Source organism: Endozoicomonas numazuensis, assembly GCF_000722635.1.
Lineage (GTDB): Bacteria > Pseudomonadota > Gammaproteobacteria > Pseudomonadales > Endozoicomonadaceae > Endozoicomonas_A > Endozoicomonas_A numazuensis.
In genome coordinates this window covers 462,256-487,105 of sequence record NZ_JOKH01000001.1, presented here as the reverse complement: position 1 = coordinate 487,105, position 24,850 = coordinate 462,256, and the positions used below count along the sequence as shown (strand labels likewise).

At 45.4% G+C, this 24,850-nt stretch carries 29 protein-coding genes; 22 read left to right on the top strand and 7 right to left on the bottom strand.

The genetic code is table 11. The features are described from left to right. Positions 1-69: 69 nt before the first annotated feature. A complete protein-coding gene (ppa, locus tag GZ78_RS02135; RefSeq protein WP_034832402.1) occupies positions 70-597 on the bottom strand; it encodes an inorganic diphosphatase in 528 nt (175 codons plus the stop codon). A 204-nt stretch (positions 598-801) separates the two neighbouring features. Between ppa and GZ78_RS02130 the strand changes: the two genes are divergently transcribed. After that, positions 802-1,221, top strand: coding sequence for a CBS domain-containing protein (locus tag GZ78_RS02130; RefSeq protein WP_034834016.1), 420 nt, complete (start codon positions 802-804; stop codon positions 1,219-1,221). Positions 1,222-1,632: 411 nt separating this feature from the next. Here GZ78_RS02130 and GZ78_RS02120 read toward each other — a convergent pair whose 3' ends face one another. Beyond that, on the bottom strand, positions 1,633-1,854 hold the full coding sequence (locus tag GZ78_RS02120) for a trimeric intracellular cation channel family protein (RefSeq protein WP_051785740.1): 222 nt from the start codon (positions 1,852-1,854) through the stop codon (positions 1,633-1,635). A 176-nt stretch (positions 1,855-2,030) separates the two neighbouring features. Then, entirely contained in the window at positions 2,031-2,096 is a 66-nt protein-coding gene (locus tag GZ78_RS30865; protein WP_407919759.1) for a TRIC cation channel family protein, read from the bottom strand. A 766-nt stretch (positions 2,097-2,862) separates the two neighbouring features. Here GZ78_RS30865 and GZ78_RS02115 point away from each other — a divergent pair. From GZ78_RS02115 to frdD, 17 genes are all read left to right on the top strand, one after another. Further along, on the top strand, positions 2,863-4,143 hold the full coding sequence (locus GZ78_RS02115) for a hypothetical protein (RefSeq protein WP_152558496.1): 1,281 nt from the start codon (positions 2,863-2,865) through the stop codon (positions 4,141-4,143). 131 nt (positions 4,144-4,274) lie between these two features. Further along, the gene (locus GZ78_RS02110) at positions 4,275-5,111 is read left to right on the top strand and encodes a hypothetical protein (RefSeq protein WP_034832395.1); all 837 of its coding nucleotides are present in this window, start codon (positions 4,275-4,277) and stop codon (positions 5,109-5,111) included. Between the two features lie 18 nt (positions 5,112-5,129). After that, complete coding sequence (locus GZ78_RS02105; RefSeq protein ID WP_236631464.1) at positions 5,130-5,606, top strand: SycD/LcrH family type III secretion system chaperone; 477 nt, start codon at positions 5,130-5,132, stop codon at positions 5,604-5,606. A 16-nt stretch (positions 5,607-5,622) separates the two neighbouring features. Next, the gene (gene sctE, locus GZ78_RS02100) at positions 5,623-7,176 is read left to right on the top strand and encodes a type III secretion system translocon subunit SctE (RefSeq protein WP_034832391.1); all 1,554 of its coding nucleotides are present in this window, start codon (positions 5,623-5,625) and stop codon (positions 7,174-7,176) included. 18 nt (positions 7,177-7,194) lie between these two features. After that, positions 7,195-8,688 (top strand): hypothetical protein, encoded by a 1,494-nt coding sequence (locus GZ78_RS02095; RefSeq protein ID WP_034832389.1) that lies wholly within the window; start codon positions 7,195-7,197, stop codon positions 8,686-8,688. 59 nt (positions 8,689-8,747) lie between these two features. Then, positions 8,748-10,214: a TyeA family type III secretion system gatekeeper subunit gene (locus GZ78_RS02090; RefSeq protein ID WP_034832388.1), complete on the top strand. Its 1,467-nt coding sequence runs from the start codon at positions 8,748-8,750 to the stop codon at positions 10,212-10,214. A 15-nt stretch (positions 10,215-10,229) separates the two neighbouring features. Continuing rightward, positions 10,230-10,481: a hypothetical protein gene (locus GZ78_RS02085; protein ID WP_034832386.1), complete on the top strand. Its 252-nt coding sequence runs from the start codon at positions 10,230-10,232 to the stop codon at positions 10,479-10,481. A 17-nt stretch (positions 10,482-10,498) separates the two neighbouring features. Further along, complete coding sequence (locus GZ78_RS02080; protein ID WP_034832384.1) at positions 10,499-10,873, top strand: type III secretion system chaperone family protein; 375 nt, start codon at positions 10,499-10,501, stop codon at positions 10,871-10,873. Positions 10,874-10,936: 63 nt separating this feature from the next. Then, the gene (locus tag GZ78_RS27080; RefSeq protein ID WP_051785739.1) at positions 10,937-11,353 is read left to right on the top strand and encodes an EscI/YscI/HrpB family type III secretion system inner rod protein; all 417 of its coding nucleotides are present in this window, start codon (positions 10,937-10,939) and stop codon (positions 11,351-11,353) included. 78 nt (positions 11,354-11,431) lie between these two features. Beyond that, positions 11,432-12,223, top strand: a complete 792-nt coding sequence (gene sctJ / locus GZ78_RS02070; RefSeq protein WP_051785738.1) for a type III secretion system inner membrane ring lipoprotein SctJ — start codon at positions 11,432-11,434, stop codon at positions 12,221-12,223. Continuing rightward, the gene (locus tag GZ78_RS02065; RefSeq protein ID WP_034832381.1) at positions 12,220-12,915 is read left to right on the top strand and encodes a SctK family type III secretion system sorting platform protein; all 696 of its coding nucleotides are present in this window, start codon (positions 12,220-12,222) and stop codon (positions 12,913-12,915) included. Before sctJ ends, GZ78_RS02065 begins: the two co-directional genes overlap by 4 nt. Continuing rightward, on the top strand, positions 12,894-13,559 hold the full coding sequence (locus GZ78_RS02060; protein ID WP_051785737.1) for an HrpE/YscL family type III secretion apparatus protein: 666 nt from the start codon (positions 12,894-12,896) through the stop codon (positions 13,557-13,559). Before GZ78_RS02065 ends, GZ78_RS02060 begins: the two co-directional genes overlap by 22 nt. A gap of 126 nt (positions 13,560-13,685) precedes the next feature. After that, positions 13,686-14,933, top strand: a complete 1,248-nt coding sequence (locus tag GZ78_RS02055) for an aromatic amino acid transport family protein (protein WP_161787286.1) — start codon at positions 13,686-13,688, stop codon at positions 14,931-14,933. A gap of 410 nt (positions 14,934-15,343) precedes the next feature. Further along, on the top strand, positions 15,344-17,107 hold the full coding sequence (frdA, locus tag GZ78_RS02050; protein ID WP_034832379.1) for a fumarate reductase (quinol) flavoprotein subunit: 1,764 nt from the start codon (positions 15,344-15,346) through the stop codon (positions 17,105-17,107). Positions 17,108-17,121: 14 nt separating this feature from the next. After that, complete coding sequence (locus tag GZ78_RS02045; RefSeq protein WP_034834006.1) at positions 17,122-17,868, top strand: succinate dehydrogenase/fumarate reductase iron-sulfur subunit; 747 nt, start codon at positions 17,122-17,124, stop codon at positions 17,866-17,868. After that, positions 17,868-18,254 (top strand): fumarate reductase subunit C, encoded by a 387-nt coding sequence (locus tag GZ78_RS02040; protein ID WP_051785735.1) that lies wholly within the window; start codon positions 17,868-17,870, stop codon positions 18,252-18,254. The genes GZ78_RS02045 and GZ78_RS02040 overlap by 1 nt, the downstream gene beginning before the upstream one ends. 10 nt (positions 18,255-18,264) lie before the next feature. Further along, a complete protein-coding gene (gene frdD, locus GZ78_RS02035) occupies positions 18,265-18,615 on the top strand; it encodes a fumarate reductase subunit FrdD (RefSeq protein WP_034832376.1) in 351 nt (116 codons plus the stop codon). 128 nt (positions 18,616-18,743) lie between these two features. On the opposite strand, the gene GZ78_RS02030 is transcribed toward frdD, so the two are convergent. Beyond that, the gene (locus GZ78_RS02030) at positions 18,744-19,466 is read right to left on the bottom strand and encodes a hypothetical protein (protein WP_034832374.1); all 723 of its coding nucleotides are present in this window, start codon (positions 19,464-19,466) and stop codon (positions 18,744-18,746) included. A 198-nt stretch (positions 19,467-19,664) separates the two neighbouring features. On the opposite strand from GZ78_RS02030, the gene GZ78_RS02025 reads away from it, so the two are divergent. From GZ78_RS02025 to GZ78_RS02015, 3 genes are all read left to right on the top strand, one after another. After that, positions 19,665-20,669, top strand: a complete 1,005-nt coding sequence (locus GZ78_RS02025; protein WP_034832373.1) for an adenosine deaminase — start codon at positions 19,665-19,667, stop codon at positions 20,667-20,669. Beyond that, positions 20,662-21,351, top strand: coding sequence for an SDR family oxidoreductase (locus tag GZ78_RS02020; RefSeq protein WP_034832371.1), 690 nt, complete (start codon positions 20,662-20,664; stop codon positions 21,349-21,351). The genes GZ78_RS02025 and GZ78_RS02020 overlap by 8 nt, the downstream gene beginning before the upstream one ends. Before the next feature lie 178 nt (positions 21,352-21,529). After that, positions 21,530-22,480 (top strand): MBL fold metallo-hydrolase, encoded by a 951-nt coding sequence (locus GZ78_RS02015; protein ID WP_034832369.1) that lies wholly within the window; start codon positions 21,530-21,532, stop codon positions 22,478-22,480. Between the two features lie 36 nt (positions 22,481-22,516). Here GZ78_RS02015 and GZ78_RS02010 read toward each other — a convergent pair whose 3' ends face one another. Further along, the gene (locus tag GZ78_RS02010) at positions 22,517-23,209 is read right to left on the bottom strand and encodes an anti-sigma factor (protein WP_034832368.1); all 693 of its coding nucleotides are present in this window, start codon (positions 23,207-23,209) and stop codon (positions 22,517-22,519) included. After that, positions 23,194-23,766 (bottom strand): RNA polymerase sigma factor, encoded by a 573-nt coding sequence (locus GZ78_RS02005; RefSeq protein WP_051785734.1) that lies wholly within the window; start codon positions 23,764-23,766, stop codon positions 23,194-23,196. The genes GZ78_RS02010 and GZ78_RS02005 overlap by 16 nt, the downstream gene beginning before the upstream one ends. Positions 23,767-23,902: 136 nt before the next feature. Between GZ78_RS02005 and GZ78_RS02000 the strand changes: the two genes are divergently transcribed. Next, positions 23,903-24,523 (top strand): MarC family protein, encoded by a 621-nt coding sequence (locus tag GZ78_RS02000; RefSeq protein ID WP_034832366.1) that lies wholly within the window; start codon positions 23,903-23,905, stop codon positions 24,521-24,523. Here GZ78_RS02000 and GZ78_RS01995 read toward each other — a convergent pair. Further along, positions 24,518-24,841 (bottom strand): Hpt domain-containing protein, encoded by a 324-nt coding sequence (locus tag GZ78_RS01995; protein ID WP_034832362.1) that lies wholly within the window; start codon positions 24,839-24,841, stop codon positions 24,518-24,520. The genes GZ78_RS02000 and GZ78_RS01995 overlap by 6 nt on opposite strands. Between the last annotated feature and the right edge of the window lie 9 nt (positions 24,842-24,850).

Sequence of the window (24,850 nt, the reverse complement as noted above, 5' to 3'; positions counted from 1 at the left end):
ATGACATCTCCAGCACTATTTTAAGGTGTAATGCACCATTCTCAAAAATAGCTTAATGCATTATTTCCTTTAGCCTTTGTAATTGGCTACAGACTTCTTGATGACTTCAAAAGCTGCTTCTTTATTCTCCCAGCCTTCGATTTTGACCCATTTCCCAGGTTCCAGGTCTTTATAGTTCTCGAAGAAGTGTTCGATTTGTTTCAGCAGCAGCTCTGGCAAGTCAGAGTATTCCTGAATATCGTTGTACAGTGCAGACAGCTTTTCGTGAGGAACTGCAATCAGCTTCTCATCCTGACCACTTTCATCAGACATGTTTAGCATGCCTACTGCACGACAACGAATAACAGAACCTGGAACAACAGGGTAAGGAGTTACTACCAGAACATCCAGAGGGTCACCGTCGTCCGCCAGAGTCTGGGGGATGTAACCATAGTTGGCAGGGTAGAACATGGGGGTAGCCATAAAACGGTCTACCATCAATGCATCGATATCTTTGTCGATTTCGTACTTGATAGGAGAAGCGTTAGCCGGGATTTCAATAGCAACATAGATATCTTCAGGCAGATTTTTACCCGCCGGAATATTCGCATAGCTCATGTATATACCTTTGCCTTATTTCGATTACAGAGGTAAGAGGGTAGAAAGGCAGCCATTATAAAGGGCTCTGAGGAGCTTGTCTCCGTTCTAGGCAAGACTTTGTGCAGGAAGTTTCCTTGGGGACTGGACTTTGTCCGAAAAAGAGTCGAATACTTGTAAGTGTAAGTAATGCTCCTGACTGCTCGGAATAACCGGGGAGGTTTTATGAGATCAATTAAAGTCAGAGACTGTATGACACCTCAGGTGATCACCATTCCTCCAACTATGGAAGTGGTTGAGGCCATCCGAATACTACTCGAGAACGATATAACAGCCGTGCCAGTGGTGGATGAGAATGGTGGTCTGGTAGGTATCCTTTCAGAAACCGACTGTCTTCAGGGAACGTTGATGGGAGGGTATTTCTCCCAGGAAGGCAGTATTGTGGGTGAGAGTATGACCAGAGATGTCCTGACGGTATCGCCTTATGACGATATCATTACCGCTTATGAGCACTTTATGAAAGCCCATGCCTTTAGGGTTCCTGTTATTGAAGATAGTGCTCTGGTAGGGATGCTCAGTCCTAAAGATGTAATGTCCGCAGTCTTAGAGTTTTATGAAACTCCGACCACTCATAAAGCTGTATAAGGGATTCGGAAACACGCCTGAGACTTTTCAGAAAAGATCAGGCGTCGTCTTTGAAACGTTACTTTTTTGGAGGCTTTTGATCGAAATTGAGTATAGGTAACTCTATATTCATGGTGATAGCGAGCATGCGGGCGGTAAAGCCAGTAATCAGAGTAATAAGGATACAGGCCGTCATGGATAAGGGTGTCATACATAAAATAAAGAAAATCCATGCAGCTATAAATGAAATGCTGGCATAAAGTTCTTTTCTGAATACTAGGAGGCTGACCGAGAATAGACAGCCCGGCCTAAAATCCAGAAAGAACGGCCATCTTTTCCACTGAATTTGCTTAAATAGGTCAACTATTCGCACAAATTCAGTGAAAAATCTGACTCGTTCTACTGAATTTTATGCTCGAACGCTATTCTCGGTCAGCCTCCTAGAGGCACCTGATTACCGAGAATATCTCTCAGCACTCCACCAAAGGTTCCTGTGAAAACTGCCATAATACTGGCAATCAGGTAATTGTGTCCCAATTCAAGTGTTTTCTGCGCGCCAATAATACTGAATGTCACTAAACCAATCGCATCAAGTACCAGAAAAGCTTCTGATAAGTAACGAATCCTGAGTCTTATGATGATAACAGCGACCACGAGACAAGATGATTAGGGTGAGCGATCCACACCAGAGGGTGGTTGTTTAGGATTTGTCTTGAAATAACTTCCCGATTAAAACATGAACTCCGTTCACCCTGAGCTTGTCGAAGGGTGGTGGCTCTGGGCTTCGACAGGCTCAGCCCGAACGGGGGGTGGTCAAATAAGGAAGTTATTTACGGACTATTCCTTAGTGTCAGGTCTCGAAGTGTTCCACCTCCGAATGCGGTGACTGTGGCAATTATGAGGACTCCAAACGGATCAACCTGTTTTTTTCTGCTGCAATGGTCCCAGACATCGCTTCTACAGTAATGGCAAGTATGTAAAGTGCTTCCAGCAATTCCAACTACCTCTGTCGGTTTGAGTTGCCAAAAAATTGGCGAAATATTAAGGGGTTACTTATTATCTTTGACTATTAAATCTACGTGCTGACGTGATAGTTCATCTAAGCTTTACTGAAATATACGCTGCATTTTCGGAAGAAGGTTTATGCCAGGGAGAACGGCGGGAGTTGATACCCAATCAACAGCACCTGTTGATGTAGTGCATCCTAAGCACGAAATCGGTGAGTCAGGCCAGTTAGGGCACAGGAGTGTAACAGGTACACCAGGTCAGAGTCTGGTGGGTAGGCGTGGGGCGCCAGACGCAGGCCCCACGCCTGAAAGTATTCATTCTCGTACCCCTTCACGTGTTGGCCATGAGCAAGAAGATTTACCGGAGCCGGTAGAATCTGAGCTGGATGATTCTCTGGGTAGTGATGAAGCTTCCCAGCTTTTGAGTTCTCTGGAAGCCTCCAAGAAGTCCTCAAGAACGCCTCACCCTTCTGGTGGCCAAGGGTCTGGAGCTGTTCCTGATCCGGAAGATGAACTCATTCCACCAGGGAAAACACCTCCCGCCGGACATGGGCCCGGTTCTGTACCTGATCCTGATGATGAGCTCATTCCACCCAGAGGCACTTTACCTTCTGACAAACCGAGAGTTTCAGTCAGTTCATCTGATGCCCCAGATGTGCAAAAAAGAAAAGAAGAATTTAAGAATCAGTTGCAGCCCAAACTCGGCTTTCTCGATAAACATAAGAAAGAAATAACGGTCACAGCAGTTGGTGGTATTTTGATAGGGATAGGTGCAGCTGCAGCGATTGGTTTTCCTCCCGCAGGGCTGTGTATCTATGCCTGTGGAATAATGATGTTAAGTATGGGTCTTTCCAAAATGATGTTTGCTTTGGATGATGTGCCTGAGAACCTGCCAAAACCAAAGCCTGATGACCCTAAACCCAAGCCTGACGATCCTGAGAATAAACCTGCAGATAGTAGTATCGATGACGGCAAGTTCATGGCTATTCGTAAACCTGTGCTGGAAGCTCTTACAGAAGGTGATGGTCCTATTCCTCTTCTGGAAGATGGTTCTTTGGACGAAGATGAAGCTAAGAAAAGATTGAAGAGGTTTGCTGAAGAGAGCAATCTCAATGTGGATCCTGAAGAGATTCTGGGACAAATTTCTACTGGAGTTCAGGCGGGCCTTCCTCTCTCAGAAGTGGTTGCTGAGGCTATTGCTGATGTATTGAGTAAAGATAAGAATTTTGACCCCAATGACCCTGAATTTGAGGCCGTCACAAACGCTATCTTAAGTGCGGCAGAAACCATAATGAATGCCACGTCAGGCAGTGAAAGAGAACAGGCACTCGCGGAGTTTCTGGCGAAACTGAAAGGCATGTTGCCGAGAATGAGTGATGCAGCGTTGGATAAGTTTCTAGCTATGACCAAGGGAGCTATAACCAGTGCCGAGACAGCAGAGGCCAAAGAAATATTAACAAGTGTTTTAAGGTTACTTGAAACTGAAAAATCAGAGCGATTGTTGAAGGAACAAAAGGCCTCCGTGACATTAGGTGGATCTGCTTCAGCTTCTACTTCTACTTCTACTTCTAGTAGGGTTCCCGAGCCTCCTGGTCCACCTCCTGAAGTTCCAAAGCTTTCTAAGATACCAAAGCTGTCTAAAGCGCCAAAGCCCGCTGCCAGTGAATCTGGAGTTTCTGGTACATCTGATCTGTCTATCTCAAGAAACCTGGTTCACTTTAGAGTGCTTTCTTATGAACTGAGTACTTTAGGGAGATCGGATCAACTGGGTGACGATGACAAAAATGATTTCCTAAAGGCGGCGAGAGAAGTGTTGGAAAGGCCTAAAGACAAAAGGATTTCGGGAGCTCAGTTCTTAGAGGAACTTAAAGAGCATGCAGATGACAGGTTTTCTAACGTTATTGGTAAACTCAAAGAGAAAGATCATTTCAAATAGCTCTGAATTTACTTTTTTAATGACTTTTTCACATATAAGACCATGAGATAAGAGATGTAATTCATTGATACCGCATAAATGACCTAGATTTATTGTAATGTGATCAGCACAGAACGGCAGGGAGCCAAGTTATGACTGAATCCTCACCATCGGTAGATAATCTGGGAGGAGTGACGCTCAGTGGCACACAAGGGGCAGTTCATCTCACTGATGCCAAGAAGGATTCTCTGAGGGCATCGGGTTTTAGTGATGGACAGATAGAGGCTTTGCTTTCTCTTGCCGACCCTGATGATCAGGGGGATTCACTCACGCCTACCCACTTTTATACGGTAGATAAATCAACGCTTAACTCTCTTCAGTATTCAGGTCAGCTTACCGATGCTGCCAAGCAGTTGGTTTATGTGCAGACACCGGTGTCGCTCATGAATCAAGTCAGTGACCCCAGTAACTGGCAGGGTGATAATTATGTTGGTCCGGGGGCTGCTTCCGTTAATTCCTACTTAAATGGAGAGCCAGTAGATTTCTCCAAGCCCAGCCTGGATGCGCTGGTGATGTCAGTGTTGACTGCTAGGGCGGAAATTATAGAGGTACAGCTCAGGGATCAGATTCAGTCTATTCAAGATAAGAATGCCCAATTGGAAGTGGCAAACGATTGGTTGGCCAGAGCTAAAGGAAAAAAGGCAGAGGCCGGGACATCGGGCAATTCGTCCTTTGATCAGGAATTCAAGGATTTTTGGGACAGCCTGGGAGCTGAGTATCAGGCGGGTGATAACCACAACTCCGCTGACTGGGACGTTAATATTGAAGGACTCAAGTCAAAAATCGAGGCCTTGACCAGTCAATCTCAGTTGGAAACCACCAAACTGCAACAGACTATAAATAAGTACAACCAGTCATTTGAAATGCTGTCCAACTTTGTAAACAAATATTATCAATCACTCAGCACGATCATACAGAACTTGCGCTGAATCATGGAGGATCAGGGTGTGAATGAAGAAGCAAAGATCAATGAGGGTGACGACCTTGAAGATATGCTGATTGAGTTCTTTGGCAAAGGGGGAACCTTCAAAGATCTCAAGAATATGAGTGATGACGCTATGGAAGCGATCTACAGCGTCGCCTATAACCTCTACCAAGGTGGCAAATACGAAGAGGCTCAAAAAGTGTTTCAGTTTCTTTGCTTCTACGATCACTTCAACCGTAAATATTTTATGGGGTTGGGAGCTTGTCAGCAGATGATGAAGGAATACGACAACGCTATTGAAATTTTCACCTTTGCCACTGTACTTGATTCGGATGATCCCAGACCTATGATCTACATCGCTGACTGCCATTTGGCTATGGGTGACAAAGAAAAAGCCAAAATGTCTTACGAAACAGCTATCGAGTGGGCTGGCAGTGCATCATGTTATGAGGACGAAAAGCAGCGAGCGCAAAACATGCTGGAAAACCTGAGCAGTTAACTCAAGAGGTACAAGGATGTCTTCAATCGGTCAGAGGCCTGTTTCCACAGAACAGTCTGGGAATGTCAATCAAGCATCTTTTGATGCTGTTGATAATGATGAGTCTCCAGTTCAGAGAGGTTTTAGTAACCATAACAGCTACTCACGAACTCAGGGTGAGGAAGCTTCAAAACCTCAGGTTTCTGCTCCGGTTTTAGAGGCTCCTGCGCCTGATGCTGAGTCTGATAAGGTCACTAATGAAGTACTCAAGCATTATGAGAAAGAGCAGTCTCAGAAACAAACACCTAAATCAGCCGCAGAAACTGTTCAGGAACAGAAAGGTATTCCTATCAGAAAACAGACAGCCAATCTGGAAGGAAGACGTGCTGAGCTGGAAGGCGTGGGATTTAGCAAATCCCAGATAGATGGCATGTTGGCATTAGCTGACCCTAACGATCCAGAAAGTTCTCTCTCAGCCATGCTTTCAACCAGTGCCAGAGTGAAAAGCATGGACGCTGGTGGTGATGGCAAACTCAACCAGCTATTCGATACCTTCGAAGATGTAATGATCAGGTTCTCTGCAATTACTGAAATTCCCGATGACTTAAAAGTTGAGCTCAATCGAGATATCGAAGCATTTACTAAAGCTGCTTTAAATGCTGAGAAGCCTCTCGATATAGATTCGGCAACCACAATGCTGGTTCAGATTCAGTCCAAGCTACAGAATGAACGACTTCGATTCGATCAGGAGAGCATCAAGATTGGTCAGGTTGCTGCCGAGCAACGTAGTAGCAATATTATTCAAAAAATCAAGGACTCTATTGAAAAACTGGACAAGGCTAAAAAGAGTCAGTTGGTTGGCAAAATATTCGGTTATATCGCTTTGGCACTGATGGCAGTAGCCACAGTCATTGTGGCAGCAGTAGGGATTATTTTTACTGGCGGTGTGTTAACCGTAGTCGCTGTGAGTTTAATGGTGGCTGCTATGGCTGTAATGGTAACCATGATTATTTCATCTGAAACGAACAATTTCATGATGAAAATTTTTGACAGCTTCGCTGGGGATGACAAAAAGAATGCTCGCATAGCGGCTATGGTGTTCTGGGCTGTGGTTATGATTGCTCTGTCTGCCGGTGCAGCCGTAGCGGGTGGTTTTGCCGGTGCCGGTGGGGCGGCAGCCAGTACTGCCAGTTCTGCTACATCAGGCACAGCCACAGGTACAAGTACAGCTGCCACAGTCACTGCAACAGGAGCCAATACGGCTGCAACAACCGCCTCATCAGCCGCCAAGGCGGCAACGATTATGACCAAGCTGGCCAAGCTTGCTCAGCTCATTGGTGGTGCTTCTCAAGTGGCATCTGGTGGTGCTGAGATAGGGACATCGGTCTACAACTATCAGGCCGATACACTCAGGGCAGAAACGCTTGAAGAAAAAGCTGAAATGGCAAGAATTCAGCAATTTATTGACGATGCTATGGAAGCTATCGAGAAGGCTATTGAGGAGCTTCAACAGGGGTACTCAGTAGCAGCCAGTATTATTAAAGCGAATCATGAAACCAAGACAACACTTGCGCGCAATCTGCGTGCCTGAGTCTCAAGGAGGTAGGTTATGTCACAGGTAGGACAAACAGGCTCGACGCAGAATACACCAGTCAATTATGGCTCTCAGGCTGCAGGTTTGTCTGGCGCAGGCTCTCTGGATGAAGTGGGTCGTGGAGATCTCGATGGTGAAAACCTCCGGTATTCCAGAGAATCCAAAAATGCAGAAGTACTGAAAGGGCAGCAAAACAGGGCGCCAGTTCTTGATCAGCCAGATGATGTCAAGCCAACACATCTTGAATCAGCCAGTACGGATGTTAATGACATTAGTAAGATGACGAAGTCCTCTCTGGAAAATACCCAGGAGTTAGCGAAAAGCCTGCGCAGTGGGAATCTGAACCCGGATCAGCAGAAACAATTACAGAGAAACGCTGACCTTTTAAAAGGTGGTGCAAGTCTTCTAAGTAATCTTCATGGTCATAACCTTGGTAGTGCGGAAGGAAAGAGAAGTGTTCTTGCCGGAATGGGATTCAGCCAGAGCCAGCTGGATGCCCTGTTGTCTCTGACAGACCCTGATGATGCAGGAAATTCATTAGCTTCTATGCATGATGGCCAGGCAGCATTACAGGGTAAGAAAGATGCTCTTAAATCTATGGGGTTTAGTGAAAACCAGGTTGACGCACTGCTTTCTCTGGCGGATCCGGATGATGAAGGAAATTCTCTTGCTTCTACCCATCAGTCAGGATCTGGTACTGCAAAATCCTCTCTGGTATCTCAGGGGTTCAGTAATGCTCAGGCAGAGCGTTTAACGGCTCTTCTGAATGGGCAAACATTTGGTACTGAGCAGCAAAAAGAACTTTTAAAGCAAATGGGGTTCAGTGATTCAGAGGCAGATATTCTTTTGGCTACTGCAGACTCTCAGGCTCTGAAAGCTCAAGGTAAACTTGCGCAATCAACGGATTCTCATCAACTGGCACAATTGCAGCAAATGGCTCAGGCCGCCAATGTGTTATCAACAGGCAGCCCAATTGGGGACAGGGTTCTTCAACAGTTAGTGGATATATTCACTGTGCTCGAGCTTCTACATGAAATGGGGGTTCAAGGGCGAAGAACCGCACGGGAAACCCGGGCGATTGAATACGATGCGGCTAAGCAGGAGATTCTGAATCAGGCTGGCGAGATGAGAAAAGCGGCTATTTATACTCTGGCTGCTGGTGTTGCGAGCGGTACCATGAAGGTGGCCGCAGGTGCTGTGGCTATTGGTGGTTCAATGGGTGGTGGTTCAGCTGCACAGTCTTCTGTGAAGATGCAGCAAGCTACTCAAGCGTCTCAGATGGTTTCTGGCATGGGTGACATTATTTCTGCAGGCCTCAACTATCAGGCATCAGAGCATCAGACCCGTCAGAAAGAGCATGAAGCTTTCCAGAAAACACATGACAATGCAGCTCAAAGTGAATCTGAGTGGATGCAGATGCATCAGGATATGGTTAAAACTGTTCAGAGTAAGATGGACGAAATCATTCGTACCTGGTTCGAGACACTGAAAACGACTACGCGTGGTTAGATAGAAATACTTCAGCAGTGGGGTAAATATTACCGCTTACTGCATGCAGGAGGCATGAAATGACTATTCCACTCGACAGGGCTGGTGGTGCATCAACGCCATCGTTTCTGGAGAGTAACCAGAACATTGCAGGCAACCAGGGAGCCAAAGGCAAGGTTGCTGGGCAGACGGTTCAGGTCAGGTCTGATGCCGCTTCTGCACTGCTAGACAGTGCAGAAGAACTCTCAATGGTCGCAGACCGCTTCAAACAAACCAAACTAAAAGACAGAAAACTCTCCACTGGTTCAGAGCTTTCCGACAAGCTTCTTGAACGCATCAGGAAAATTCAGGCTATTCAGGAAACCCAGGCGTTCAAAGACCTGGTTAATAACTTCAATAATCAGCCCAATCTTAATCTGAATCAGGTTCTTAAGCAGGCACAGGAATTTTCGGATGATGTGCTTGAGCAATTTGCTGCGCTTGATTTTGCCGCCGAATATTTTGAAGAGCAGGGTGATGAAGAGAAAGCCAATCAAATTCGAACGGCTCAGCAAAGACTCAGAGAAAATAATCCCACATTGATTCAGGCCGGCTTGAATATTTCTGAGTCGGCAGCTCAGATGATCGAGGAAATGGGCTTTGATGTTGATGTTCGCACTGTCCGTGAAAGCTATGCCGGGCTCATTGACTCAATGGGTAAGCTGGATCATGTTCGAGATGATGGTTCACTTAAGAAAACCTATCATTATCTGGTTGAAACCTATGGTGTAGACAATCTGGAAGGTGCCATTCAGGGACAGCTTGACCTCCTGGCGACCGATTTAAATTGCGTGACTCATTCTACTTCCCCCGTGAGATTGAAAGTCATTATTGATGATATGAAAGGCCTGAAAATACAGTCAGGTGTGCATGATGCCTGTTGTGAGGCAGAAGAAAGGCTGGAAAGAACGTTCCCTGAAGAAAAAATAGCGCGACTTGTGTTGATGGGAGAGATGCTGGACCTCATCGATCAGCAATGGGTCACTGAGTCTGATTTTGAACAGCTGCCATTAAAAATGAACCTGGAAAGATTGGAAGCTCACATTTTTGCTCTGACATCGGTTGTGGATATTGTCCGATCTATTCCAGAAGAAGTATTTACTAATGATGAGACCAAGCTGAATATGTTGTCTGCGGCTACAGATAGTCTGGACAATAAAATTGAAGAAGAAGAGTCGGAGGCTATGGAAGATGCTGCTTTGGATGCCGAGTTGGATGATAGTTTCCTTGGTGAGGTGACAGCTTCTCTTGATTTACCGTCGATTAAAAAGGTTGAAACACCCTTTGTTGTTTCAGAGAAGGAAGAGACGTCTATGGAGCAGCCTGTGAAGGGGGCTGCAGTCTCTGTTCCTCAAGTCAAGCAGACATCCAGTGATGCATTGACCAGGAAAGAATCTCAGGTTGAATTAACAACAAGTGAAGCGTCAGCCAGCATAAAATCCACAGTTGAGCCCAATCTGAGTTTAGAGGCTGCTGAAGTCACTCCCAAGCCGGGAGCGGCCGATTAAATCATCGCTAAATTTATGGGTGATTTACCGGATGATACGTACGAAGACCTGACGATGGCATTTAAGGATGTCAGAACATTGTCAGGTAATAAGCCTGAACTGGAGAAACTTCTGGCTGAAATACTTAAATTAAAATCAATCGATCCGCGCTTATCTGAATTTGCACAGAAGATAGAGGAGTTTGTTAAGCCTCTTCTTGCACCTGTTAAAGGAGTGCAGGGAGCATCGGGTGATAATAGGCAGGGTGTGCCTTCAAAAGGGGGCTAGCATGAGGGAAGCAGACTATGGATTGGCGAGATGAAGTCGTTTCGGATATTGGCCGGGGTATGGGTATTGAAGGACTCAGTTTTGGTGTGTCGGGTGTCATCAGTATTGAATTTGAATCAGAGAGAACACTGTATCTTGAGACGCAGGAAGAGGGGGTTCTTATCTATATGGTTCAGGAGCTGTCTAGATTTGATGCATCTAAAAGTCTTGTTCATGCTCTAAGAAAATGTCATTACACACAGTCTCTTTTGTTGCCACTGCAAGTGGGGTTGAAGGGAGAAGAAGAGTTGGTCTGGTTGATTTATTTGAATAATGAGCAGTTTTCCAGACCTACAGTAGAAAGTGTTATCGAAACATTAATAAGACAATCTGAGCAGCTTGCGGCTGCTTAAGATTGCATAGGGCAGCAGGTATATACCTACTGAAAACTTTGACCAACTCAAGAGGTCTGTTATATGGCCGAAAATATAATCAACTCCGAAGGCCTGACAGAGAAAGCGCTTGAATCTGCCGAAACGTTTGCTGTTCCAGAGAAGGTGGACGCAGATGCAGCAGAAAAATTTGGTAGTTTGCTTTCAGGAGACGCTGATGGGCAGCAAGCACTAGAAGCTGCTTCAGCAGTTGAGCAGTCAGAAGGGGAGGCCCTGACCCTGGGAGACAAAATTCTCAGAGGTATGCAGGGATTAAGAGAGCATGTTGAAGCAGGTAAGGAAAATGTTGTTTCCAACCTGCAGCCTGGTGAAACCATGACCATGCAAAACATGTTTAAGACCCAGATGGCCATGACCAACCTAATGGTCACCGAGGACTACATAGGGAAGATCGTCAGTAAGAGTACACAGACGTTTGATACTCTACTGCGAAATCAGTAATTCCTGAAGGAGTCCTGAAGCAGGTGCACAGCTGGCTGGTTACTTTTGATCCAGAATTACAGCCGGAGTTGTCCGTTCATGAGCAAGGGAACTGTGCACCGTACTCTGAAATACCTGGGGGTTATCTGCTTCAGCTTTCTGTTGTCCGGGTGTCAAGTTGAGCTCTATTCAGGCCTTTCTGAAAAGGAAGGTAATGACATGCTGGCTATCCTGCTGGATGGGGGCATACCTGCAGAAAAACTTCTCAACAAAGAAAAGATGGTCACCCTTATGGTGCCCTCTGATGATGTCTCAAGATCTATTAAGTTGCTCCGTGGATTTGGTTATCCCAAGGAAAAGTACTCCTCAATTGGTGATATTTTCCCTAAAGACGGTTTGATCTCTTCGCCCACTGAAGAGAGAGCTCGTTATACCTATTCGATGTCCCAAGAACTTTCCTCGACATTATCCATGATTGATGGGGTCATAACGGCAAGAGTGCATGTTGTTTTGCCTCAGGAGCAGGATTCTCTCAGTGATGTCAATTATCCTTCATCAGCATCAGTGTTCATCAAGTACACGCCTGAGTTGGAGCTGGCGGGCTTTATTCCAAAAGTGAAAACGCTGGTATCCAACAGTATTGAAGGCCTGTCTCTTGATAAAATTACTGTTTCCCTCTTTCCTGCAACCCGGATAAATCAAGGGGGAAATGCCGCTCCCAAAATGGACTCTGTAATGTTTGTTAAGGTGAATCCTTCATCCGCAGGTGCTCTGAGGGGCGTCGTATATGGGCTTGTTTTTCTCCTGATCATGGCTCTTGCCGGCTGTGGTGGATTGTATTGGATGATGTTCATGAAGAAAGGAAAGAAAAAGATCAGGAAGTCTGAATGAACGCAGAGCAACCACAGCTTCACGGCGATTCACAAATAGAACTGTTTCAGTCTGTTGCTGAGTTTAATCTTTATCTTGTACGTTTTATTCATCACAGTTGGCTGAAGACGATTAAATTATCTCCATTAGTCAGGCAGTTGAGGCAAGCAGGTAATGCGGACTACCATCTATCTCACTTTTTATTAAAAGAGTTTGGTTTGGCTAATGACTATGATTATGATTTCGCTGAAAAATATAAGCGCGTTGTACTTGCCAATGAAGATGCGATTCTCAAATTAGCGTTGTATCTGGGCATTATTCTTAATGAAAGTATTATAAGAAATACCATCAGAAAACAGGAGCGGTTCTTGCTGGAGCAAGTTCTTGGTGAGGAAGCTTTTCGATTTGCAGTCAAAAAAGCTCAGTTTTTCAGTCGAATAGGCAGTGATCTGGGGCCTAGTTTTTTAATTGACTGGGATCATTTGGATAGTTTTAGAAATTATCTTTTACAATCTGGCTTTCAGGTTTTAGGAAGAGCTTTCTCCAAAAGTTCTCCAGCCTTTTTGAAAAGGCTGGAGCTCAAGCTTCCTGCCTCTTTTCGTGATTATATCCAGAATTCAGAAAAGTCAGATCTTGATATTGATCAGTGTAAGACATTAGTCGTTAAAACACATAAAGAGGTGAATCGAGAATGGCGTCACCTGTTCGTCTGACTTCTGGACAGCTGACTATCGACCCGTCAGCGAAAGTCCTAAAATCACAAGACTATGCTGATTATCTTGAGTCTGAAGACATTATCAGGAAGGCCAGAGAGCATGCCAGAGAGATCCTGGAGCAGTCTCGTCAGGCTTATGAGAAGGAAAAGCAACGAGGCTATGAAGAGGGGGTTGCAGAAAGCAAAATTGATCAGGCTGATCAAATGCTCAAAGTGGTCAGCCGAACTATCAATTATCTCTCAGACGTCGAGAAAGCGCTGGCTGATATTTTAATGTCCGGCGTCAAAAAAATTATTGGTGAGTTTGATCAGGAAGAGCTCGCGGTAAACCTGGTAAAAAATGCACTGCAGCATGTCAGAAATGAAAAGCAGGTGACGATTCGTATTCCTCCCAGTCAGTTTAAGATGGTCAAAGCCAGACTCAACGAAATTCTTGCAGAATACAAGGGAGTTGGTTTCATTGATCTTGTTCCAGATCAGAGGCTATCCACAGGTGACTGCATCATGGAGAGTGATATCGGTGTTGTCGACGCCAGTGTTGACTTGCAGATCAAAGCGTTGCAAAAGCGATTTGAACGAATTAATTCTGAAGCTGTGAACAACATCAGCAATGATCACTCCATGTTTGATGAACCCAAATAATCTGAACCCTCATTTAAAACTATAACCTTCTATACTCAACTCTTCTCAGTCCTGAGCTATAAAACTGTATACCTTTAAAATCAGGCTATGTGTTTTGCAACACTATGCAGTATGGGCTGTAGCAGCATGAATCTAAACAATCAGAAAGCTGAGGTAGTCATGATTGAGCTCAATCAATCCAGGCGTTTGGGGAGTGTTTTTATTCTTTCTGGTACAGCGATTGGGGCTGGGATGCTGGCTCTGCCTCTGGTTTCTGCTCAGGTTGGATTTTGGGCGATGATGGGGTTGCTGTTCATAAATTTTCTGGTGGTTGTGTTGGCAGCATTGATTACTCTTGAAGCTAACTTGTTAGTTGAGCCTGGTTGCAGTCTTTATACAATGGCAGTAAGGGTTCTGGGAAGGTGGGGGCGACTTTTTGCTATTCTTTCTCCCTTGCTACTGTTTTATTCTCTGATGGCGGCTTATCTGGCAGGTGGCGGCTCTTTGGTTTTTCAGTATTTTGGCCATTCAACTATGGCTAGCCCACAAGTGTGCGTGATTATTTTTACCGTGTTTTCTGGGGCTTTTGTTTACTTCAGTACAAGGTCAGTTGATCTGCTTAGCCGGCTCTTATTCTCTGTTATGATGCTGGCTTTTGCTGCAGCACTGATTACTCTGTTTCCAGCAGTTGATGAACAAAATCTGGTTTATCACCCCATCCATTGGGAGCCTGCTTTGGTAGCTATCCCCGTTATTTTCACTTCATTCGGGTTTCATGGAAGCATTCCCAGCATAATTCTTTATCTTAAATCTGACACTCGCCGAATAGGCACAGTACTGATTTTGGGGGCTGTCGTCCCTTTGGCTGTCTATATCTTATGGCTTCTTGTAGCGACAGGAGTGCTATCTGATCAGGCTTTCATTCAACTGTCTGAGAGTGGTGAATCTGCAGGAGGTCTGGTCAGAGAACTTTCTGATGTCGTGGCTGGGAATCAGCTGAAATTGTTTCTGCATGTATTCTCAGACTTGGCTTTGCTGACTTCTTTTCTGGGGGTGTCTCTGGGGTTGTTCGACTATCTGGCGAGTCTTCTACAGAGAAAAAATAACTGGTTTGGGCGCTTACAAACAGCATTTGTTACCTTTATTCCTCCTGTTATTTTTGCTTTGTGCTACCCCGAAGGGTTCATCGTGGCTTTAGGTTATGCATCGGTTGCCTTGGCCATACTGGCTATTCTTTTACCTGTTCTGATTGTGGGTAAGTTAAGAATAGTTAAAAAACATCAGTCTGAAAACTATCGGGCTCCAGGTGGAAAGTTCAGTCTTATTTTATGTTTTTTCTTTGGATGCTTGGTTATTTTTACTCAAATCATGATTTCTATAGAGCTTTTAGCTTGAATGACAATGATTCAAAAGTGGTGTTTTTCTACCTCTGAGCAGGGGTGCGCAAAATACTCATATCTGTGATATTTGACGTGATTGCTTCACATGTTTGATGTGGGTACATTGGACTCATTAACTTATTAATGGGTTTGGCTGACCACTGTTCCAGCATAAATAAGTAGAGCTTTGAATAAGGCTATACTGGCTATTTGTTGTAAATATTTCTTTGTTGTGAAATATGACGAGAAATAGCCTCAGTCGCTTATGGCTGTTTATGTGAATAATGGGAACCCTTCCTTATAGATAGACAGTATCCAGACATTACCCAATAGGTTTCCTTTCAAACGATTTCACTTAACTCTGTCCGGTTTTGCAGAAGGCTGCTGTCAGGCTGAAAGACCGGACCTTCAGTAGAGGTTGGCATAATGCAGGTCATTAAGGCCGATGTTGCAATTGTAGGTGCTGGTGGTACTGGCCTTCGTGCAGCTATAGCTGTTGCAGAAAAAGACCCAAATCTGAAAATCGCACTGCTTTCAAAAGTTTACCCAATGCGCAGCCATACTGTGGCGGCAGAAGGGGGCTCAGCTGGTGTTATTCAGGATCATGACTCTTTTGATAATCACTTCAAAGATACTGTTTCAGGTGGTGACTGGCTCTGCGATCAGGATGCCGTCGATTACTTTGTTCAGCACTCGACTGAAGAAATGATTCGCCTGGAGCACTGGGGATGTCCTTGGAGCCGTAAGCCCGACGGTGATGTCAATGTCCGTCCGTTTGGTGGCATGAAGATCGAAAGAACCTGGTTTGCTGCCGACAAATCTGGCTTTCATATGCTACATACTCTTTACCAGACATCTGTCAAATATCCTTCTATTGAGCGTTTTGACGAATACTTTGCGACTGATCTGATTGTTGAAGATGGTCGTGCACAAGGTGTTGTGGCGATTGAGGTTAAGACTGGCGAGCCAAAAGTATTCCTGGCCAAAACAGTGATACTGGCAACAGGCGGTTCAGGTCGTGTATTCCGCTTCAACACGAATGGTGCCATTGTTACCGGCGATGGTCATGGTATGGCGATGCGTGCGGGTGCACCTCTGAGAGATATGGAGTTTGTACAATATCACCCAACCGGTTTACCAGGTTCAGGCATCTTGATGACTGAAGGTTGTCGTGGTGAAGGCGGCATTCTGCTCAATAAACATGGTTACCGTTATCTGCAGGATTATGGTCTGGGGCCAGAAACCCCTGTTGGTGAGCCAAAGAATAAGTACATGGAATTGGGCCCTCGTGACAAGCTCTCTCAGGCTTTCTGGAATGAGCAGCGTAAAGGCAACACGATCGAAACCCCTTTGGGGGATGCTGTACTGCTGGATTTGCGACATCTGGGTGAAAAGAAACTGATGGAGCGTTTACCTCTGATCTGCTCACTGGCGAAAAACTATGTGGGGGTTGATCCGGTTCATCAGCCTGTGCCTGTTCGTCCAGCTGTTCACTACACCATGGGAGGCATCCGTACCGATATAAACTGTGCGTCTGATATCCCAGGCCTTTTTGCTGCCGGTGAGTGCGCCAGTGTTGGTATGCACGGTGCCAATCGATTGGGTTCTAACTCTCTGGCAGAAACGGTCGTATTTGGTGCTCTCGTTGGAGAGAAAGCGGCTGAATTCGCTCAACAGGCTGTCATGTCTGATGAGAGTAAACTACTGGATCAGGCAAAGATACATCTTGCCAGCATTGAAAATCTTCGCAATGCCAAGGGTACTGAGAAGGCTTCCCATATTCGCCATGAAATGGCAAAAACTATGGAGCGTTGCTTTGGCATTTATCGAATCGGCGAAGAGATGCAAGAAGGTGTTGATAAAATCGCTGAATTGCGTGACCGCTTCCGTAACGTACAAGTAGAAGATCGCAGTAAAGCTTTCAATACTGAGCTGTTACAGGCTTTTGAATTGCAAAGCTCGCTGGCTGTAGCTGAAACCATGGCTGTAGGTGCTTTAGAGCGTAAGGAATCTCGAGGTGCTCATCAGCGGATTGATGGTTTTGAAAAGCGTGACGATGAGAACTTCCTTAAGCACTCTCTAGCTTACTACAACGGCGACGCAGCTCCCCGTATGGAATATCAGGACGTCAATATTACTCGTTATGAGCCAGAAGAGCGTGTTTATGGCGCAGCGGCTGAGAAGAAGTGACGGGAGGTCAGGATATGAGTGACAAGATGATTAACATCGAAATTCTGAGGTATAACCCGGAAAGCGATGAAAAGCCCAGTTATGGCAAGTTTGAGGTACCCTACCTTGAAGAATGGTCCATGCTGGATGCCCTTGAATATATTAAGGATGAGTTAGACTCTACCCTGGCCTATCGTTGGTCTTGCCGTATGGCTGTTTGTGGCAGTTGTGGCATGGTTATCAACGGTACTCCAAAGCTGGGCTGTGAAACCTTTTTGAGAGATTACAAAGGCACCATCAAAGTGGAGCCTCTGGCAAACTTCCCTATTGAGCGTGATCTGGTGGTGGATGCAGAAGACTTCATTAATAAGCTGGAGTCTGTAAAACCTTACATCATTAATGCTATGGAAAAGCCAGTTGAAGAAGGTGTGACCAAGCAGACTCCAAAAGAACTGAGTCTGTATAAACAGTTTTCCAGCTGCATCAACTGTATGCTTTGCTATTCCGCCTGCCCTCAGATGGGTATTAATCCATTGTTCACAGGTCCCGCAGTTATTGCATTGGGCCACCGTTATAATCTGGATACTCGGGATGACGGTTATGATGAGCGTACCGAAGTGATTCAGGGCAAGAACGGTGTCTGGTCCTGTACCTTTGTGGGTTACTGTTCTGAAGTCTGTCCGAAGAATGTGGATCCAGCCGCTGCTATCAATCAGAACAAGCTGCAGGGTGCTCAGGACTGGGCTTTGTCCTTCCTGATGCCGCGTAAAGGAGGTAAGTGATGAGTCGTCGTCCCTATGTGCGCCCCATGAAACGCACCTGGTATATGGATCATCCTTTTTACCGTACTTATATGATCAGGGAAGCCACCTGTGTGTTTGATGCACTTTACTGCATCAACCTGTTCTTTGGTATTCTTCAGTTGTCTCGGGGTGAGGACGCTTGGCAGGGATGGTTATCATTTCAAGCAAACCCTCTGATGATTTTGTTCACTGTCGTGACTCTGGGGATGACCCTCTTTCATGCAGTTACTTATTTTGATATGACACCAAGGGTCTTGCCTCAGCAAATTCGTAAGATGGTCGCTGATAATGTGGTCAACAAACTGATGTATGCAGGCTTGGCAGCTGTTTCTGCCATTGTTCTTGCAGCTGCAGTGTGGTTTTAAGGAGAAGGTCATGAGTCAGAAAAGACACATTGAGCCACTGCTGTGGAGTTTGTTCGGAGCCGGTGGTACAACGATAGCCTTCTTCTTTCCAGCCATGATACTGGTCGTGCTAGCCGTATCACTGGGTGTGATTCCTGCAGAAGCGCTGTCCTATGAAAGAATGTCAGGTTTCTTCCTGAATAATCTGTTTGGACAGCTTATTCTTCTGGTGGCTTTGGTTCCGTCATATTGGGCCTGTATCCATCGGATTTACCACGGTCTGCATGATCTGGGCTTTCATCCTGGAGCAGGGCTGAAAGTACTCTTTTATGGGGCGACGCTGGTTTTGAGTGTCATTACCATAATTCTGGTACTGTTCTGATTGAATAAAAGTCTGGAACAAAAAAAGCCGTCAGATTTTGTCTGACGGCTTTTTTATTGGCTGTGTCCCGTCCCGTTCTGAAATAAGTTGACAACTTGGAGACATATTTCAGGACGGGACACTCAACTTTACTGGCTTTTAAAGGCCGACATTTCGATGTGCATTTCTCGAAGCTGCTGAGCTAATACTTTTTGCTGATCAAAAGTTAACTCTCCTTCCTGAAGTTTTAACCCGAGCGTGTTGGCCTGTTGACTTAAAGTGAATAGACATTCTTGTTCCATGCGTTTGGCCATATCTGGAAGTAGTTCTTGCCCTAATCCACTGTCACTGAGGTATTCATCTGCCCTGATTCTGGCAATAATTCTGACTGGACTTTCTGATGTTCCCAACTGGCTCATGTAGCCACTGATCTGTTCAAACTGTTCTTCCAATGAGACTTCAGGGTCAATCAGTGTATTGACGATATCTGCAGCGGTGAGTTGCCCTGCGTGGGCTGCTAACAGTTTTTTGGCATTTTCTGACTGGTTTTTTGGCAAGGTGGAGATTAGTTTGTCGAGTTGATTCAAGTCAGTGATGAAACGTTCCATCGATTTTTGAGCACCGACTAAATCGCCATCTCCAAAGAACTTCAGCATCATACCCAAATCTGCTGGTTGCAGCTTTCCTTCTGAGGGAGGTAGCTTGACGCCCCGAGAAAGAATCGACTTCTTTCGTGGTCCTGACAGAGGCTTCTCTGTAGAAAGATACTTTTTCTGTTGTGCTGAATCAGAAGGACCTTCATTGGCAGGCGGTTTGGTAGATTCAAACTGAGTGTGAGGAACTGATTGTCCTGAGCCATCAATCTTTGACATAGTACCATTCCATGGTTTTCTTGCCAGATAAGATCACTTGAAAGCGAAAGTATCTGATATCGCTGCCTGATTTGCAGGCAGGGCAGAATAATGAGTATCTTCTGAAAGAATAGCTCTTTTTGTGGTGAAAATGCAGTATTCATTCAACAATGAATTCCTGAGCTTTCTTTAAATGCAGATGAACAGGCAGGTTTCTCTATGATTGATTCTTTACCCAAAGCAGAACTTCATCTGCATATAGAAGGCACTTTGGAACCCGAATTGATGTTTTCTCTGGCCGAAAGGAATCAAATCAGCCTGCCTTATAAAAGTGTTGACGAGGTCAAAAAAGCGTATCAGTTTTCTAATCTGCAATCCTTTCTTGATATCTATTATGCCGGTGCACAGGTCCTTCAGACAGAGCAGGATTTTTATGACTTAACTTGGGCATACCTTGAGCGGTGTAAAAAGGACAATGTGGTTCATACCGAGATTTTCTTTGATCCTCAGACTCATACAGATCGAGGTGTTCAGTTTGGTATTGTATTTGAGGGGATCGATGCAGCTTTGCAGGATGGTAGAAAACAGCTAGGCATCAGCAGCCATATTATAATGTGTTTTCTTCGTCACTTAAGTGCTGAGGCAGCGCTGGATACTTTTGAAATATCTAAGCCCTGGCATCAAAGGATGGTAGGCGTAGGGTTAGATTCATCAGAGCTAGGGCATCCTCCCGAAAAGTTTACTGAAGTTTTTGACAAGGCCAGGCAGGCGGGCCTGAAGACCGTTGCTCACGCTGGAGAAGAAGGTCCGGCAGATTACATTTGGGGCGCTTTGAATGAGCTGAAAGTGTTCAGGGTCGATCACGGTGTTCGATGTCTGGAGGATGAGAGCCTGGTTCAGTATCTGGTTGAGAACAAAATCCCTCTGACAGTATGCCCCCTTTCAAACATCAAGCTGTGTGTATTTAGCCGTATGTCGGAGCATAATCTGAAGCAGATGTTGGATAAAGGGCTCTGTGTCACGGTCAACTCTGACGATCCATCCTATTTTGGCGGTTATATCAACGATAACTTCCATGCTGCACAGCAAGGGCTGGGGCTTGATAATCAAACTATTTATCAATTAATGCGCAATAGTTTCAATGCCAGTTTTCTTGAGGATGTGCACCGATCTGAGTATCTGGCTCGTCTTGACCGTCTTTATAAGGAGTTAAGCAATGACTAAAAACGTGGTGGTAACCGGAGCAAACCGAGGACTGGGACTGGAGTATTGCAAGCAGTTTTTGGAAAAAGGTTACAAAGTCTATGCCTGTTGTCGGGCCCCCGAATCGGCAGAAGATTTACTGAAGTTAAAGCAGCAGAACAGCCAAAAACTGGAAACGGTACCTCTGGATGTCACTAACCCAACACAAAGAATGAATCTGAAGTATACGCTGCAGGGAGATCAGATCGATATTCTGGTCAACAATGCGGGCATATATGGTCACAGATTGAATTTTGGCGACGTTGAGTCTGAAGAGTGGCACAAGGTTATGGAGGTCAACACTATTGCGCCTTTGTTATTGGTGCAGGAGCTGGTTGATTTGATGCCTCAAGGCGCAAAGGTTGTGTTAATGACCAGCAAAATGGGCAGTATTGCTGATAACTCCAGTGGAGGAAGTTATATTTATCGTTCCACAAAAGCTGCATTAAATGCTGTTGGTAAGAGCTTGGCACTAGATCTGTCGGGCAAAGGCGTCAGTGTGGCCATCTGTCATCCTGGTTGGGTTCAGACGGATATGGGTGGGCCCAATGCCTTGATTGATACCAAGACCTCTGTAAAGGGACTGATTAACGTGCTTGAGGCGCTTGGGCCGGAAAATACAGGGCAGTTTTTTAACTATGATGGTGCCGTGATTCCCTGGTAACCCATGGTTTATAATATTTCAGAATCTGTCTCAGCTCTGAGCAGGGACAGATTAACTCTTAAAGCTTTGGTTTATCTATTGCTCCCGTTTTGGCTTCCAGTATTTCTCTCTCAAGGCTTCATGAAAGGGCTAAACTTCCTTTGAATCAGGCAATCTTCATATTTTGGGGCTGAAATCCATGCCAACTCCTTTTGCTTCCTCTGCTGATATCAATGCTAAAACAGTGACCTTTGAAGCCATTGCTGAAGGGATATACGCTTTTACAGCGGAAGGTGATCCAAATACCGGAGTTGTTGTGGGCGAGAAGAGTGTGCTGGTCTTTGATGCTCAGGCCACTCCGGGGTTGGCCGAAAATGTACTCTCAGCGATCAGAGATATCACTTCTTTGCCTGTCCATTATGTCGTGTTGAGTCATTATCACGCCGTTCGAACACTGGGGGCATCTGCTTTTTCAAAAGCCAGAGTTGTTGCGAGTCTTGCGACAGACCAGCTAATCAGTGAGCGGGGCGCTCAGGATATGGAATCTGAGCTCAGGCGGTTTCCCAGATTGTTTCAGGGGGCAGAGCGTATCTCAGGATTGACCTATCCGGATATTCTGTTTGAAGAGTCCCTGAAGATTGACCTGGGAGGGCGCAGGGTGGAGGTAATTCATCCCGGAGCGGGTCATACAGGAGGAGATACAATACTCTGGATTCCTGATGAGAGAGTACTGTTTGCAGGAGATCTGGTGGAAAATGGAGCTACTCCTTATTGTGGTGATGCCTATCTTCACCAATGGCCTGTCACTTTATCTACTTTGGCTGATCTTGATCCTGAAAGGCTGGTACCAGGTAGAGGAGGTGTCTTGAAGAGTAGTGAGTCAGCCCAATTGGCCATTGAGTCGACTCGACGCTACGTCTCAAGGTTAATGTTTTACGCCACCGAAGCCGTTGATCAGAAAATGGGGTTATCTGCTGTCTATCGTTACATTCGAAAGAAGATGGATCAGGATTATGGTGATTGGGTAATCTATGAGCACTGTATGCCGTTTAATGTAAGCAGAGCTTTTGACGAGGTTTCTGAAATACCGTATCCAGAGATATGGACTTATGAAAGAGATCAGAAAATGTGGGAGTTGCTGGAAGGGTAGGCACTGCTTTTTCAAACAGTGCCCGGAAGCAATAAGCTAGTAAGTTCGAGAGCTCCAGTCTCCTTTGTCGAGAACGGGTCCCATATCCCAGCCATTGGGAGCGCCTTTTTGATCTTCCAGCGTGACAATAATTTTTGCCTTGGAAAGTTTGTCTTCCCAGCCTTTGGGTATAGTCATTTCTTTAGTACCTGAGTCAGGCAGCATACCTAGAGAAACGGGCTCAACACCATCGACGACCAGCCAGAGTTCACAGGCTTTCCCGACAGGAATAGAATCAGGCTGTACAGTTTCCATGACCAGTTTTTTACTGTTCAGAGAAGCATTAAGAATCCATCCGGGATTTTTTTCCTGATTATTGACAACGTAGACGTATTCCATTGTTGCAGGATTGGACATTTGGAAATTAGCCAACACTACCATCAGAGTCAGGGCAACAGATGCAAAAGCGGATCCTTGCCAGAATTTCAAACTGCTCCAGAATGATTCTTTGCTGTTAGTAGCTTTCTCAATGTTTTTCCAGACGTGCTTTGGAGGCTCGATTGGAGGGAGTGCATTGTTTAGTACATCCAGATGTGCTCGCCACTCTTCCACTTCACGTTGAGCATCGTGGCTCACGGCCATTAATGCTTCAAATCGAGCCTTTTCTTCTGACGTCAGCAAGCCGAGCACATAGTCTGCTGCAGCCTGATTTCTTTCATCAGGATTGCCTAGATCTAAGCGGTCATGCATTCCTTCAACCTCATCAGTCCACGTCGGATCCATGTTTTCACTGTTCCAATGGGAACTTCCAGCTGATCTGAAAGACTCTGATGAGTCATTCCGTCAAAATAGCTGAGTTCCAGACAGCGCCTCTGGTTATCATTCAAAGTTTTCAGACAACGGTGAACTTCCTGACTATTCTGTCTATCAGTTGCCATTTGTTCTTGGCTTGAACCTTGGTCAATTTGCAGGTCAAGCGTTTCCGTTTCCATCTGGGGTTCTCTGTTCAGTTTCCGCAAATGGTCCAGTGCCTGATTCCTGGCAATAGTGTTCATCCAGGTCATGGGAGCAGCCTTACTGCTGTTATAGCTGGACGATGCCTGCCAGATCTTGACAAAAGCCTGCTGAAGACAATCTTCAGAAAGCTCTCTGTCTTTCAATATACGCAGGATCACGGCATATAGTTTCGCCGAAGTCAGCTGATATAGATGTTTTAAGGCTTTTTGTTCCCCCCGGGCACACCTGGCCAGGTCTTCAGCAAGGCTCTGGGGAGAGGGTGTTGGTATTGGGGTGGACGTCAGACTCATTCCAGTTGTTCTGTTTATGGGTTAAGAGGCGTACTGTACCGGATTAATGGCTACCATCAAACCTCCATAAATGACTACTTTTCCCGATATTTAGTCATATTAGATGCGCTAACCGCCTGATACAGGCATTGGGTATATGCAACAGATCATTCATGACTTTGTACTTCTCTTCGCGGTCATTGACCCTATAGGGACGTTACTGCTTTTTTTGTCGATTACCGGGGGTTATTCTGCCAGAGACAGGAATCATATCGCTTTGAGAGCCAGCCTCTACAGTGGCGCTATTCTGTTGATATTTATTGTCGTAGGCCAGTTTCTAATGTCTGCCATGGGGATTAGATTGGTGTCTTTCCAGATTGCAGGAGGCATCATTCTATTTCTATTTGGTTTGAAAATGATATTTGGAGAGGATGTTTCTCACTCCCATGATCGAGCTGAGCCAGGGCACGATATCGCCGTTTTTCCTCTGGCAATACCATCTATGGCTAGTCCTGGAGCGCTGACCGCAGTCGTGGTATTAACCGATAATCGTCGATATGGTATTGAAGATCAGGCTCTGACCAGTATTGTACTACTCAGTGTTCTGTTGATTACCTATCTTTTGCTACTCGCCGCCAATACCATCCATAAATGGTTAGGGGACAGTGGCTCTGCAATATTGATCAGAGTGATGGGAATGATTCTTGGGGCATTGGCTGTAGAGATTGTACTGCAGGGGCTTTCTGGTTTGAGTACTGCACCTGTCACACATTTATAGGTTCCTGATTGCTTCAGAAACACCGTTGTAACATTTTCTGATATCGGAGAGTAAAGCACTGAATTTATCATTTTCAGCTTGTTTACCGGCTTCTTCCAGCTCAGTCGTCAGCTGAATAAGCTGACTGGCTCCCACTATCATGGAAGATCCTTTAATTCGGTGCGCCAAGCTGGCAATTTCACTGCTCTTTTCATGCTCCACGGCGGTGTCCAAACACTTGAGATCTTCCTCTGTCGTGTTGAGAAACTCATCCAGAAGGGTTTTCATCAAAGGCGCATCACCTTCTGTTAACTGTTGCAGGTTCCCAAGGTCGATCAATGGATACCT

Bases quoted from the DNA above. Each gene is read 5' to 3' on its own strand.
- ppa (WP_034832402.1), bottom strand. From the start codon at position 597: ATGAGCTATGCGAATATTCCGGCGGGTAAAAATCTGCCTGAAGATATC.
- GZ78_RS02130 (WP_034834016.1), top strand. From the start codon at position 802: ATGAGATCAATTAAAGTCAGAGACTGTATGACACCTCAGGTGATCACC.
- GZ78_RS02110 (WP_034832395.1), top strand. From the start codon at position 4,275: ATGACTGAATCCTCACCATCGGTAGATAATCTGGGAGGAGTGACGCTC.
- sctE (WP_034832391.1), top strand. From the start codon at position 5,623: ATGTCTTCAATCGGTCAGAGGCCTGTTTCCACAGAACAGTCTGGGAAT.
- GZ78_RS02095 (WP_034832389.1), top strand. From the start codon at position 7,195: ATGTCACAGGTAGGACAAACAGGCTCGACGCAGAATACACCAGTCAAT.
- GZ78_RS02090 (WP_034832388.1), top strand. From the start codon at position 8,748: ATGACTATTCCACTCGACAGGGCTGGTGGTGCATCAACGCCATCGTTT.
- GZ78_RS02085 (WP_034832386.1), top strand. From the start codon at position 10,230: ATGGGTGATTTACCGGATGATACGTACGAAGACCTGACGATGGCATTT.
- GZ78_RS02080 (WP_034832384.1), top strand. From the start codon at position 10,499: ATGGATTGGCGAGATGAAGTCGTTTCGGATATTGGCCGGGGTATGGGT.
- GZ78_RS27080 (WP_051785739.1), top strand. From the start codon at position 10,937: ATGGCCGAAAATATAATCAACTCCGAAGGCCTGACAGAGAAAGCGCTT.
- sctJ (WP_051785738.1), top strand. From the start codon at position 11,432: ATGAGCAAGGGAACTGTGCACCGTACTCTGAAATACCTGGGGGTTATC.
- GZ78_RS02065 (WP_034832381.1), top strand. From the start codon at position 12,220: ATGAACGCAGAGCAACCACAGCTTCACGGCGATTCACAAATAGAACTG.
- GZ78_RS02060 (WP_051785737.1), top strand. From the start codon at position 12,894: ATGGCGTCACCTGTTCGTCTGACTTCTGGACAGCTGACTATCGACCCG.
- GZ78_RS02055 (WP_161787286.1), top strand. From the start codon at position 13,686: ATGAATCTAAACAATCAGAAAGCTGAGGTAGTCATGATTGAGCTCAAT.
- frdA (WP_034832379.1), top strand. From the start codon at position 15,344: ATGCAGGTCATTAAGGCCGATGTTGCAATTGTAGGTGCTGGTGGTACT.
- GZ78_RS02045 (WP_034834006.1), top strand. From the start codon at position 17,122: ATGAGTGACAAGATGATTAACATCGAAATTCTGAGGTATAACCCGGAA.
- GZ78_RS02040 (WP_051785735.1), top strand. From the start codon at position 17,868: ATGAGTCGTCGTCCCTATGTGCGCCCCATGAAACGCACCTGGTATATG.
- frdD (WP_034832376.1), top strand. From the start codon at position 18,265: ATGAGTCAGAAAAGACACATTGAGCCACTGCTGTGGAGTTTGTTCGGA.
- GZ78_RS02030 (WP_034832374.1), bottom strand. From the start codon at position 19,466: ATGTCAAAGATTGATGGCTCAGGACAATCAGTTCCTCACACTCAGTTT.
- GZ78_RS02025 (WP_034832373.1), top strand. From the start codon at position 19,665: ATGATTGATTCTTTACCCAAAGCAGAACTTCATCTGCATATAGAAGGC.
- GZ78_RS02020 (WP_034832371.1), top strand. From the start codon at position 20,662: ATGACTAAAAACGTGGTGGTAACCGGAGCAAACCGAGGACTGGGACTG.
- GZ78_RS02015 (WP_034832369.1), top strand. From the start codon at position 21,530: ATGCCAACTCCTTTTGCTTCCTCTGCTGATATCAATGCTAAAACAGTG.
- GZ78_RS02010 (WP_034832368.1), bottom strand. From the start codon at position 23,209: ATGCATGACCGCTTAGATCTAGGCAATCCTGATGAAAGAAATCAGGCT.
- GZ78_RS02005 (WP_051785734.1), bottom strand. From the start codon at position 23,766: ATGAGTCTGACGTCCACCCCAATACCAACACCCTCTCCCCAGAGCCTT.
- GZ78_RS02000 (WP_034832366.1), top strand. From the start codon at position 23,903: ATGCAACAGATCATTCATGACTTTGTACTTCTCTTCGCGGTCATTGAC.